The following is an 11825-nucleotide window of genomic DNA, read 5'->3' as shown; positions in this document are numbered from 1 at the left end:
AAACTATCCTAAAAAGGATAGTTTTTTTATGATACTTAAAGGCTTATCTCTGTAATCCTCGTTTATGACGGCTCGCTTCAAAAATAATACGCTCTTCATCTAACGTTTTACATTCGCCATTCCAAACGATATGGTTTCCGTTAATGACAACATCACTTACATCTTTTCCACTTGCTGCATACACAAGATGTGATAACACTTCATCTGCAGGTTGTAGATGTGGCTTATTTGATGGATCAATCGTAATGAAATCCGCACACTTTCCAACTTCAATTGAGCCTGTTTGCTTCATTCCGATTACTTCTGCAGCTCCTTTTGTTGCAAGTGACAAAGCTATTCCAACAGGTAATGCTGTTGCATCCTTATGAATACCTTTTTGTAATAAAGTTGCAATGCGCATTTCTTCAAACATATCCAAATTGTTATTAGATGCAACACTATCTGTAGCAATCCCTACTTTTATCCCTGCTTCTAACATCGCCTTCACATCAGCTACACCAGATCCTAATTTTAAATTACTATTCGGATTATGTGCTACCCGAACATCGTGCTCCGCTAAGAAAGCACGCTCATTTTCATTTAAAACAACACCATGTGCAATTACTGTTGGGCGTTTAAATAATCCACAACTTGCCGCATATTCTACTGGACGCTTTCCATATTGCGCTTCAATATCTCGTACTTCACGCTCTGTTTCCGAAAGATGAATATGAACCATCGTATGATTCTCTACTGCAATGCGCGCGCACTCTTCTAACATCTCTGTAGAGCATGTATATGGACTATGCGGAGCGACCATCGTAGTTAACATGCCACTTTCCTTATAATATTGCTTCACGTATTTCTCTGCTTCTTGCACTGCTCTCTTTTCATCTTCTTTCGTCCCGAAACTAAATAAAGTTCTTGAGACAGCAGCTCGCATCCCACTATTTAGAACCGTTTCCATTATGGCATCTTGATCTACACCAATTGGATTAAACATATCAGAAAATGCTGTCGTCCCACTTTTCACCATTTCTAACAATCCAAGTTCTGTACTAGCAACAGCAAGCTCTGGAGTAAATTGGTTTTCAAGTGGCCAAATTCTCGTCTCTAGCCACGGCTGTAATAACATATCATCGCCAATTCCTCGTAAAAGACTCATGACAACATGTGTATGTGTATTCACAAGACCTGGTAAGATCCACTTCCCTTTCATGTCTATCACTTCGTCCACTTGATGTTCAGAAGAGAACTCACCACATCGTACTTCTATAATTTTATCATCTTCTACAATGATATATCCGTTTTCAAACACTTCATTTTGTTCATTTAAAGTTGCAATCGTAGCGCTTACATAAGCTGTTTTCAAAAATATTTCCCCTTTCAACTCTATGAAGTATATTCCCTTAAATGAGTTACCACCATTATAGTAACTTATTAAACATTAAGAGTCAAAAGTTAATTTGATTTAGTGTATAAATTACTTTTTGTTTCAAAGTGGAATATTGGTGTTCATTCGTATCTGCAAAAGCTTCTTCACAATTAGAATGCACATCCATATAAGTTATCTTTTTAGAAAATTGTGCCTTCGTAAAATCATACCTTTTTCCATCTATCCTATTGTAAAAATGCCAGGCTTTTCCCACCTTCGTCTTTTTAATCTCTCCACCGCATAAATCATGTATAACAAGCGCCGTAACCCCACACTGTCCCTTCGCCGGATTTTCTCTCGTCCACTTTGAGCTCGTTTCAATTGACCAAGATTGTTTTAATGCTTTATATATTTGTTTGAATTTTATACCTTTCATTTCAGTATCCCCTACATTTTCATTTTTACAAATCATATCTTAAAAGCGGCAGAAGACGATCTTTAAACACTGTTGACGGGGTCTCCCCAATTAACTTTGCTCCCATTTTCATATAATAACCTTTCGCATTTGGATCACTATCAATCGTAAAACTTTTTAATCCTAATTCATTAGCTTTTTCTACAACAAACTTCCAAAGTGTTTTCCCGTATCCTTTTCCCTTATAATCTGGATGTAAATATAAAAAATCGAGTGCATTTGCTTCACTTAAAAATGAAAAAAAGCCATTTTTTATGTCATCATTTTCTAAAACATATACAAAATTATTTTTTATGTAATCCTCTGTAATCGTTAAATCTTCCTTACAAGCTAGTATAAATTCTTCACTATAATCCCAAGTTGCTTTTGAATGTAATGCAAGTTCACTTAGTTCATTTGCTTCAGATAATATGGCTTCGCGTACTTTCATAACTATTTCCTCCTCATAAGTATGTAAACTACTACTCATTATTCGAAAAGCAGTACGAAAAACCTTTTATTTTTATATAAAAGAAATTACCTTGCTGGCTTTATTGTTTACAATATAAAATAGAAAAGTATACAAAAAACCCCACTTCTTAAACAAAAGTGAGGTTTCTTCTTATACAATATGTCCGTCTAGCCATGAAATCAAATCTTGAAAGACTTCCTCTCGATTCACTTCATGGAACATTTCATGTCTTCCGTTTTCATATAATCGTAGTGTTATATCTTTCACGCCGCATTTTTTATACATCTCATAGACTTCTTTTACACCCTTACCCATATTTCCAACAGGATCACGATTTCCAGAAAAAATATGTATCGGAAGATCTTTCGGTGTCTTCTTATATTCTTCTAATTTGTTTACTTCTAGTACACCATGAAATAATTCTCGATAAAAGCTTGTTGTACAAATAAACCCACATAACGGATCATCGATATATTTATCAACTTGATTTATATCTGAAGATAACCAATCAAACTTTGTACGATTCGGCTTAAAGTGGGAGTTAAAGTTTCCAAAAGATAAAAAGTTCAGCATCGAACTTTTCGTTTTTTCCCCGCGTAGCTTCATTTCAATTGTCGCTACTTTATGACCGATAGTACCTAAAAACCCTGGATTCCCACCAGTTCCTGAAATGAGAAAGCCATCATATAATTCACCGCGAAGTTGTACAGCCCGTCTTGATAAGAAAGAGCCCATACTATGCCCGAGTAAAAAAAGCGGACAAACCTGTTCTTTTTTTATCATTTCCGAAACGAGGATTACATCAGAAACAGCCTGATTCCATCCTATATCCGGTTCAAAATGACCATAGTCTTCTTCTCGTTTCACTGTTTTCCCATGTCCCTTATGATCATGAGCATAAACACCGTATCCCGCTTGTAACAAAGCATTAATACATTCTGTATAAACGCCCATATGTTCAGTCATACCGTGTGCAATTTGAACAATGCCACGCGGATTACCTTCTGGTAACCACTTGCGTAAATAAATTTCCGATTCATCCAATGCCGTAACGAAATTTTCCTGTATGTTCATTTCGACAGCCCCCAAATCTATTATGTATATCCTCTTCAAAATGAATATGTATTCATTATTCTTATTATGTATTATATGCAATTGCTTTCATTATGACAAATGCTGTATTTTTCCGATTACTCATTAAACCATTCTCTTGACGAATCACAAATATAATTGTATAGTTACTTACTAAAAGTAATTATTATATTTTTAGGAGGTTTCAATTATGATGCCATCACTATTTTTAGCACATGGATCACCGATGCTTGCTATTCAAGATACAGACTACACACGTTTTTTAAAAACACTGGGAGAAACATATTATCCGAAAGCAATTGTTATTTTCACTGCACATTGGGAAAGTGAAGTACTAACAATTTCTTCTTCAGATGATGAATATGAAACAATTTATGATTTCGGCGGGTTCCCTCCTGAATTATATGAAATAAAATATCGTGCTAAAGGGTCTTCAACTATCTCAGCCATGCTTGAAACAAAATTTAAAGATAAAGGGATTCCAGTCTATAAAAATATGACGAGAGGTTTAGATCATGGTTCATGGACTCTTCTGCATCGTATGTATCCAGAAGCAAATATACCTGTCATTCAAATTTCAGTGAACCCTTTCCTTTCGGCAAAAGAACAATATGAAATTGGGCAAGTACTAAAAGGGCTTGGACAAGAAGATATTTTAGTAATCGGCAGCGGTGTTACTGTTCACAATTTACGTGCGCTAAAATGGAATCAAACAACTCCTGAAAAATAGGCAGTTGAATTTGATGATTGGATTATAAAACATACGCAGAATGACGACAAAGATGCATTATTTAATTGGGAGAGTAATGCCCCTCATGCACAATTAGCCGTACCAAGAGCTGAGCATTTCGTTCCTCTTTTTATCGCGATGGGAAGCGGTGAAACGGAAGGTAAAGTTATTCATCGTAGCTATGAACTTGGGACATTAAGTTATCTTTGTCTTCAATTTTAATGAAAAAGGATGAAGCATCAATTGCTTCATCCTTTTTCATTCACCTAGTTAACTAACTTCCAACTGTTGCTTTTCAGACAACTCTGCGTGTTTACTATTAAAATACACCCAAATACACGCGATAAATAACAGTGATGATGTAGAAAAGAACACATATTGGAATCCAGCATGGGCAGCGATTTGTCCACCAAGTACTGGCCCAATCATATTTCCTAAAAACTGAAAGGACTGATTATATCCAAATATGCGTCCAGTTACATGAGTTGGTGTATGTTGTTTTAGTAGAGTTTGTACGGAAGGTAATAATCCAGCTTGCGCAATTCCTAATAAAAAACGGAGAATTAATAATTGCCAAGCAGAGGTTACGAACGCTTGCGGGATAAAAATAATTCCTGCTATAAACAATGCTACAACTAAAGTTTTTTGAGGTCCAATATGGTCTGATAATCTTCCTAACTTAGGTGCTGCCAAAATAACTGCTAAACCTGTCGCAGACATGACTGCACCTGCAATCATTTCAATATGAGCTGTACCTGGGCCTGCTAAATGTTTTACGTACAACGTAATAATAGGCTGAATTGACATATTTGCAAGCTGAATAATGAATGTTGCTACAAATAAACTCATAATTAAATGTTTTGCTGGCACCATCGTCCATACTTTCTTCGGCTGCGCCTTTTTTGCTTGAACAGAATGATTCGCTTCATGTAAGAAGAAAAAGACAATGAGAAAGGAAAGGAATAAGAAAGCTCCTGTAACTAGAAAGACATGACGCATCCCGATTAACTCAGACAAATAGCCACCAAGCAAAGGTCCAAGTAAGGAACCACTCACGCCTCCAGTTGAGATTGTAGAAATCGCCCAACCTGAATGTTCTTTCGGAGTCTCTGCCGCAATAAATGTCATTGCTGTGGAAAGAAAACCTGATACCGCTCCCATTAAGAACCGAAGTGCGACTAATTGATACACATCTGTAACAAACCCCATAAGCGTCATAATAATCGCCATCCCAAGGCTCGCGCGAATAAGCATCAATTTCCGTCCATGTATATCACCAAGTTTTCCCCATACCGGTGATACAATCGCACCCATTAAAAATGTTACACCAAATGCAATCCCAGACCACTGTGCAATACTAGAAGTGCCTGTCACTCCTAATTCCTCAATATAAAAAGATAAAAAGGGTATTACTAAACTCATACCGGCTGCAGTGGTAAAACAACCTAGCCAACAAATCGTTAAATTTCTTTTCCAGCTGGCCATTTTCACACCTTCTTTCTTAGATACCCATTCTACACCCTTTTTTGTAAAAAGTTTAGCAATTTGCCTTACGAATAAAAGTTACAACAATCTACGACAAAAAGCCGCATTTATCTCTTATATAACTAGTTTATTACTACAATCTTCTAAAAAGTTGTTCCACTACATTTTTCAATAGAAATAACCTTACAAACTTGCAACTACAATAGTTACATCAAATTGATTACAGGTTTTATGAAATAGCGATTTCTCGTTTCATTACTACATACATGTAAATTTAAAATAGATATATACATCAATTTGATAAATACAATAGAATGTTAGAGGTGCATATTTTTTTATGAAACACAAATTGATCGCAACAGGTATTCTCACAGGAGCTCTACTATCTTATTCTTCTAGTATTTTTGCAGATACTCAAAAATTCCCCGATGTTCCTAAGTGGGCCGAACAATCCATTACTTATTTAGTTGATAAACAAGTATTAACTGGTTTACCGGATGGGACTTTTGGCTCAAACGATACACTAGACAGAGCTTCCGCTGCAACAATTATGACAAAAGCTTTAGGGCTACAAATTGACCTAAATGCAAAACCATCCTTTAAAGACTCACAAAACCATTGGGGAACTCCTTATATTGCCGCTGCTGAAAAAGCTGGAATTATTAAGGGTGAAGGCAACGGAATATTCAATCCTTCCGGAAAAGTTACTCGTGCTGCTATGGCAACGATGCTTGTAAATGCATATAAACTACAAAGTACAACAAATAGTAATGGACAAAGTAAATTTGAAGATTTAAAAGGACATTGGGGTGAAAAATTCGCCAATATTTTAATTGATTTAAAGATTTCCGTGGGTACCGATAACGGCTGGCAACCAAATAAGTTTATAACACGCGCCGAAGCCGCACAACTTACTGCAAAAACAGATATGCTTCAACCTAGCCTGAAAAATCCTTTAGAAAGTAAAACAATAATTATTGATCCGGGCCATGGCGGTACAGACCCTGGAAAATCCACAAAAGGTCTATCTGAAAGTAAAATTGTGCTAGACACTTCTTTACGTCTACAGCAATTACTCGAAAAACGTACACCATTTACAGTTTTGCTAACTCGTGAATCTGATATTAGACCAGGCCATGATCAAAAAAGCTCTCTACAAGAACGTGTTGCATTCGCTAAACAAAATCAGGGAGATATCTTTATTAGCATTCATGCAAATGCTTTTAATGGTAATGCAAAAGGAACAGAAACATACTACTATAAATCTTCAAAATCTGAACAAACAAATCCTCATGTGGAAGAAAGTCGTGTTTTAGCAGAAAAAATCCAAAAACGTTTAGTAAAGGCTCTTCAAACACGTAATAGGGGCGTCAAACATGGAAAGGCCATGATGTCTCTTCATATCGTCTAGTAAAATAAAATAATATTATAAAACTGGACTGATACAAAATAAAATATAGATTTATTACATTACACACAAATCCCCCTCATTAATGAGGGGGATTCATATTTTCAAGTGGAATGACTTTTGCATTACAGCATCTCTCATAAAATTCAATCGGTCCTGCTTGCCCAATAATCACATACTCATAACCAATTTCTTTCATATTAGACAAACAACGATGCAATTTTTGCTATTTGAAAGATTCTATTTACACGCTTTGTGAATTGAAGTTTCGGCATACACCTACTCCCTTCTAATATATTTTTTTAAAGATATGTTTTGCTCCAGCATCATTAGATTCTATACACCATTCAATTTCCATTTCCTTCGCCATAACAGCGATAATAGATAATCCAATTCCCATCCCCTTATTTGGCGAGTGAACGTTTTGAAAACCCGGTCCATGATCAACAACTGTAATCGTGTCTTCCTCATGGTTTATATATATTCCTATAAACTTTCCATCTTCCGCATGACGAATAACATTTTGAATCACATTATCTATAATTCTTTGAAACCAATTCACATCAACGTTCCAAAATAATGGTTTTTCAGGAATTACAATATCAACTTCAAATCCCTTTTCATCTAATATGTCGTACCATGATGCAATAAACGTTCTCATTAAACGTGTCATATCTGTTTGTTCTGGATTAAACGGATATTTTTTTGCTGTTATTAGCGAATAGGATAGTAAATTCTCAATTAGTTCTGCTACGTAATTAATCTTTTCATCTATTATTCCCATTGTTTGATATCCTTTTTCTGAAATAATCTCTTCTTTTAATGAGTCGATTTGTGCACGCATTGTCGTTAATGGCGTTCGTAAATCATGAGAAAGATCTGCAATTAATTTTCTGCGAAATTGTTCCTCTTCTTGTTCCTTAAATCGGCTTTGTTGTAAAACACTTATCATTTGATTAAAGGATTCTTCTAGTAAACCAATCTCATCTTGTTTAGATATAACAATTTGTGATGGAAGTGTTTGGTCTTGTGAAAATTCCATTGCTTTTTGTAGCTTCAATAATCTCTTTCTAATCTTAAGAAAAAATATGATAGAACAAACAATAAATATCGCAAAACAGCCAATAATAACCAATTCAAAAACAACGGCATATTTTTCACGTATTTGAACAATTGGTGCATTTAAATATTTTCTTGGAATTTGAAATACCATAAATGCATCTTCTTTTCCAATGTAAGATACAACTGTATATGGATCCCCTTCAAAACTCTTTTTCATAAATGCAACGGCATCACTTACATGCCACTCTCGTGGAATATTTTGCTTTTCAGGAATTTGAAAATTTGTTTTTCCTAGACCATCTACCCAAAACATTGAACTCTCTGGATATTTTTCTAGAAACATTTGAAAAGTTCGCTCAATTCTTTCAGGATTTTTTCCTTGCAACTTTTCCGCTTTATTTCTCCATTCCTCTTCTATTTCGACACTAGAATACGTAGCTTTGTAATCCCCCATCAACTCAATATATTTAACAAACAACAATGAACTAAGCGGAACAACGAGCGGTAGTAATGCAATGGCTGCAAATATAATAAATAAATATCTTCGTAATAGTGAGGTGCTTTTTATCATGCTTTACACCGATAACCAATTCCACGTATTGTTTCTATTATTTGAGGGCTACTTGGATTTTTCTCTATCTTTTCCCGTAAATGGCGGATATGAACCATTAATGACTTATCTCCTTCTATATAAGCTTCATTCCATACAGCTTCAAAAATTTGTTCCTTTGTTAAGGTACGATTCATATTTTTCATTAAATAAAAAAAGATTTGATGCTGTTTCCCAGATAGAACGATTTCATTCTCTGTCTCTGTATCAACGATTCTATAATCCTTCAGAAATACTTTTAAATGTTTCACACATTGCACCTCCACCACACCTTTGTTATAGCGCCTTAATAAAACTTCAATACGTGCTATTAATTCTTTTGGATGGAATGGTTTTGTTATATAGTCATCAGCAAATGTTAATCCATATATTTTGTCTTCCAATGTTGTTCTCGCTGTCAGCATAATAATTGGAGTATCTGGATATTCCCTTTTAAAACGTTGGCCTAATGTAAAACCATCCAGCCCTGGCAACATGACATCTAAAATAATTACATCTGCTCTTTCACATGCTTCATTACTCCCTTCCTCCGAAGTAAACCATGAAACTTTATACTCCTGTTTCTCCAGTTCCCTTTTAACCCATGCACCAATTTCAAGTTCATCCTCAACATACAAAATATTTTTCATTTCTTCACCTTCATATACAAATTTAAGATTTCTCTTATATCATAAGGAATCCACTTCAATTTGAAAACTAGCTCACTCCAAAATTAGGGAATAATGTATAAATTTAAACAAATCTTAAACTCTCCTAATATTATCATTAACCTTTATTTCCTATACTGGATTTGAGGTGATAGGAACATGAATTATATTGTAGAAACGACAAAGTTAACAAAAAAATATCGAAATGACTATGTGGTACATAACGTAGATTTAAAAATTCCAAAAGGAGAGATTTATGGATTTCTTGGACCTAATGGAGCTGGTAAAACTACTAGCATTCGTATGTTATTAGGTCTTATTAAACTATCAGAAGGGAAAGTCATAATATTTCAACAAGACTTAAAAAAAGAACGTCTATCAATACTATCTAAAATTGGGGCTCTTGTTGAAAATCCATCTTATTATGCTCACTTAAATGCTATTGAGAATTTAGAAGTTTATCGTATTTTAAGAAATGTCCCGAAAGAAAAAATTGAAGAAGTATTACAAATTGTTGGGTTACAACATGCTGCTACTCAAAAAGTAAAGGAATATTCATTAGGAATGAAACAACGATTAGGAATTGCTATTGCTTTACTTGGAGACCCACAGCTATTAATTTTAGACGAGCCAACAAACGGACTTGATCCAGAAGGAATTCATGAAATTCGTACGCTAATTAAAAAACTGGCACAAGAGAGAGGAATCACTATCCTTATATCTAGTCACTTATTAAGTGAAATTGATCAAATGGCAACTTATGTTGGTATCATTGCGAAAGGAAAACTAATTTTTCAAGACAAAATAGAAATATTACGCCAGCACGCTCAACATTCTATTTCAATTATGACAGATAAACCAGATACAGCTTGGAAGATCATTCTCGCTAAAGGGATTCCTTCTATACAAGAGGAGAACCAAATTATTCTATCAAATGTATCAAATAAAAATGTTGGAGAAATTGTAAAAGCACTTGTAACACATAATATTGCTGTATTTAGAATTGAAGAAAACAAAAAATCACTCGAAGAGATATTCTTACAGCTTGTTAAGGGGGACGAAACACATGTACAAACGCCTCTTTCAATCTGACCTCTTAAAAATAAAGAGGTCATGGATTTGGTTTTTAATCCTTCTAGGACCAATCGGTGTCATTTCACTTCAAGCGTGTAATTTTTTTCTTCGTTATGACTTTTTAACAAATAAGTATGCAAAAGATTTATGGGGTGGCCTTCTTTCTGAAGCTCAGCCTCTTGCACTAGTGACCCTTATTTTAGGTACCACCATTATTACGTCTTTAATCGCTCACATAGAGCATCATTCTAGTTCTTGGAAGCATCTCTTATCCTTACCTATTAATAGGCGACATATTTTTTTAACAAAATTTATGTTGGTATTTTTCCTACTTACTGTATCTTGTTCTTTATTATTGATTAGCACAGTCGGATTAGGGCTAGTATTACAATTCGATGCGGTAGTTCCATGGTTTGCTATATTTAAAATGAGTTTCTATCCTTATTGGTCAGCACTACCAATCGTCGCTTTACAACTATGGATTGCCATCACATTTCAAAATCAAAGTATCACATTTACAATTGGGCTGTTAGAAACTATTTTCACGATGTTTTCAACATCTTTTCCGAATTGGTTCATATGGAGATGGCCAAGTTTACATATTGACTGGGGTTCTCCACTTTTATGTGTAACAATGGGTCTGGTGGTTAGTATTTGTATGTTATTTATCGAAACGGAGGATTTCAATAGAAGGGATGTGCACAAATAATGATTTGGCTTAAAACCCTGCAAGCTGAATTTTATAAAATGAAAAACACAAAAATATGGATATTATTACTTTTAAGCCCTATCTTATCAGGTACTATAGCTTATGCGAGTGCCTCAAGCTATCCTGATTATAAACATTGGGAATTAATTTATACTATCATGATAACGGTGCACGGTATGTTACTTTTACCGTTGTTAACAGGTATTTACACTGCATTTATTTGCCGATATGAACATTCAAATGGTGGATGGAAACAGCTTCTGGTGCAACCTATAGCACGCTATCACACCTATATTATAAAATTCTTCTTTATTCTCTTATTTGTAGGCATGATGCAAACCTTTTTCATTGTAGGCTATATTTGCGTTGGACAACTTCTGCATATATCTGGTCCATTCCCACTTGTTTCTATAATTAAAAGTGTAATAGGCGGATGGATCGCCACCTTACCGTTAATAGCTTTGCAATTATGGGTTTCAACCATCTGGACTAGCTTTGCAGCTCCAATTGCCTTAAATGTTATAGCTACCATACCTGCTATGATGATTTCTAATTCTGACAGATTCGGTCCTTTCTATCCATGGGCTCAACCTTTTCTTACTATGATCCCTCAAGATGGTTCACAACTATTTTACAGCTCTTTTCAAACTCTAGTATTCGTTATAATTGGTAGCTTTATTGTTTTATTTATAGGTGGCTTTGTTCATTTTATGAAAAAAGCATATTAA

10 protein-coding genes and 3 pseudogenes are annotated in these 11825 nt (G+C 34.8%); 5 read left to right on the top strand and 8 right to left on the bottom strand.

Features of this window, described 5'->3' with window-relative positions; translation table 11 throughout:
• Window positions 1-43: 43 nt before the first annotated feature.
• The 4 genes from DJ93_RS21565 to DJ93_RS21550 all read right to left on the bottom strand — a co-directional run bounded on the left by DJ93_RS21565 (window position 44) and on the right by DJ93_RS21550 (window position 3354).
• The gene (locus DJ93_RS21565) at window positions 44-1369 is read right to left on the bottom strand and encodes a bifunctional S-methyl-5'-thioadenosine deaminase/S-adenosylhomocysteine deaminase (protein WP_181969229.1); all 1326 of its coding nucleotides are present in this window, start codon (window positions 1367-1369) and stop codon (window positions 44-46) included.
• 64 nt (window positions 1370-1433) lie between these two features.
• Entirely contained in the window at window positions 1434-1790 is a 357-nt protein-coding gene (locus DJ93_RS21560; RefSeq protein ID WP_042983138.1) for a YunG family protein, read from the bottom strand.
• Window positions 1791-1815: 25 nt separating this feature from the next.
• Window positions 1816-2259, bottom strand: coding sequence for a GNAT family N-acetyltransferase (locus DJ93_RS21555; protein ID WP_042983137.1), 444 nt, complete (start codon window positions 2257-2259; stop codon window positions 1816-1818).
• A gap of 171 nt (window positions 2260-2430) precedes the next feature.
• Window positions 2431-3354 carry an alpha/beta fold hydrolase gene (locus DJ93_RS21550; protein ID WP_042983136.1) on the bottom strand — a complete coding sequence of 308 codons (924 nt, stop codon included), beginning with the start codon at window positions 3352-3354 and terminating at the stop codon, window positions 2431-2433.
• Between the two features lie 208 nt (window positions 3355-3562).
• Between DJ93_RS21550 and DJ93_RS21545 the strand changes: the two are divergent.
• A pseudogene (locus DJ93_RS21545) lies at window positions 3563-4324 on the top strand (DODA-type extradiol aromatic ring-opening family dioxygenase).
• A gap of 48 nt (window positions 4325-4372) precedes the next feature.
• Here DJ93_RS21545 and DJ93_RS21540 read toward each other — a convergent pair.
• Entirely contained in the window at window positions 4373-5587 is a 1215-nt protein-coding gene (locus tag DJ93_RS21540; RefSeq protein ID WP_042983135.1) for a multidrug efflux MFS transporter, read from the bottom strand.
• A 337-nt stretch (window positions 5588-5924) separates the two neighbouring features.
• On the opposite strand from DJ93_RS21540, the pseudogene DJ93_RS21535 reads away from it, so the two are divergent.
• Window positions 5925-6995, top strand: a pseudogene (locus tag DJ93_RS21535) (N-acetylmuramoyl-L-alanine amidase); the annotation flags it as partial.
• A gap of 82 nt (window positions 6996-7077) precedes the next feature.
• Here the strand turns inward: DJ93_RS21535 and DJ93_RS33855 are convergent.
• The 3 genes and pseudogenes from DJ93_RS33855 to DJ93_RS21525 all read right to left on the bottom strand — a co-directional run.
• Window positions 7078-7221: pseudogene (locus DJ93_RS33855) on the bottom strand (GNAT family N-acetyltransferase); the annotation flags it as partial.
• Between the two features lie 63 nt (window positions 7222-7284).
• A complete protein-coding gene (locus DJ93_RS21530) occupies window positions 7285-8628 on the bottom strand; it encodes a HAMP domain-containing sensor histidine kinase (protein ID WP_042983134.1) in 1344 nt (447 codons plus the stop codon).
• Window positions 8625-9296 carry a response regulator transcription factor gene (locus tag DJ93_RS21525; protein ID WP_042983133.1) on the bottom strand — a complete coding sequence of 224 codons (672 nt, stop codon included), beginning with the start codon at window positions 9294-9296 and terminating at the stop codon, window positions 8625-8627. Before DJ93_RS21525 ends, DJ93_RS21530 begins: the two co-directional genes overlap by 4 nt.
• A gap of 177 nt (window positions 9297-9473) precedes the next feature.
• Here DJ93_RS21525 and DJ93_RS21520 point away from each other — a divergent pair, with 177 nt between their 5' ends.
• The 3 genes from DJ93_RS21520 to DJ93_RS21510 are packed head-to-tail and all read left to right on the top strand — an operon-like array spanning window position 9474 to window position 11825.
• Window positions 9474-10406, top strand: a complete 933-nt coding sequence (locus DJ93_RS21520) for an ABC transporter ATP-binding protein (RefSeq protein WP_042983132.1) — start codon at window positions 9474-9476, stop codon at window positions 10404-10406.
• Complete coding sequence (locus DJ93_RS21515) at window positions 10381-11097, top strand: ABC transporter permease (protein WP_042983130.1); 717 nt, start codon at window positions 10381-10383, stop codon at window positions 11095-11097. The genes DJ93_RS21520 and DJ93_RS21515 overlap by 26 nt, the downstream gene beginning before the upstream one ends.
• Window positions 11097-11825: an ABC transporter permease gene (locus DJ93_RS21510; protein WP_042983129.1), complete on the top strand. Its 729-nt coding sequence runs from the start codon at window positions 11097-11099 to the stop codon at window positions 11823-11825. The genes DJ93_RS21515 and DJ93_RS21510 overlap by 1 nt, the downstream gene beginning before the upstream one ends.

Source organism: Bacillus clarus, assembly GCF_000746925.1.
Taxonomy (GTDB): Bacteria; Bacillota; Bacilli; order Bacillales; family Bacillaceae_G; genus Bacillus_A; species Bacillus_A clarus.
This window is presented reverse-complemented; position numbering and strand designations above follow the sequence as displayed.

Excerpts from the sequence above, each read along its gene's own strand:
- DJ93_RS21560 (WP_042983138.1), bottom strand. The coding sequence starts at position 1,790 with ATGAAAGGTATAAAATTCAAACAAATATATAAAGCATTAAAACAATCT.
- DJ93_RS21555 (WP_042983137.1), bottom strand. The coding sequence starts at position 2,259 with ATGAAAGTACGCGAAGCCATATTATCTGAAGCAAATGAACTAAGTGAA.
- DJ93_RS21550 (WP_042983136.1), bottom strand. The coding sequence starts at position 3,354 with ATGAACATACAGGAAAATTTCGTTACGGCATTGGATGAATCGGAAATT.
- DJ93_RS21540 (WP_042983135.1), bottom strand. The coding sequence starts at position 5,587 with ATGGCCAGCTGGAAAAGAAATTTAACGATTTGTTGGCTAGGTTGTTTT.
- DJ93_RS21530 (WP_042983134.1), bottom strand. The coding sequence starts at position 8,628 with ATGATAAAAAGCACCTCACTATTACGAAGATATTTATTTATTATATTT.
- DJ93_RS21525 (WP_042983133.1), bottom strand. The coding sequence starts at position 9,296 with ATGAAAAATATTTTGTATGTTGAGGATGAACTTGAAATTGGTGCATGG.
- DJ93_RS21520 (WP_042983132.1), top strand. The coding sequence starts at position 9,474 with ATGAATTATATTGTAGAAACGACAAAGTTAACAAAAAAATATCGAAAT.
- DJ93_RS21515 (WP_042983130.1), top strand. The coding sequence starts at position 10,381 with ATGTACAAACGCCTCTTTCAATCTGACCTCTTAAAAATAAAGAGGTCA.
- DJ93_RS21510 (WP_042983129.1), top strand. The coding sequence starts at position 11,097 with ATGATTTGGCTTAAAACCCTGCAAGCTGAATTTTATAAAATGAAAAAC.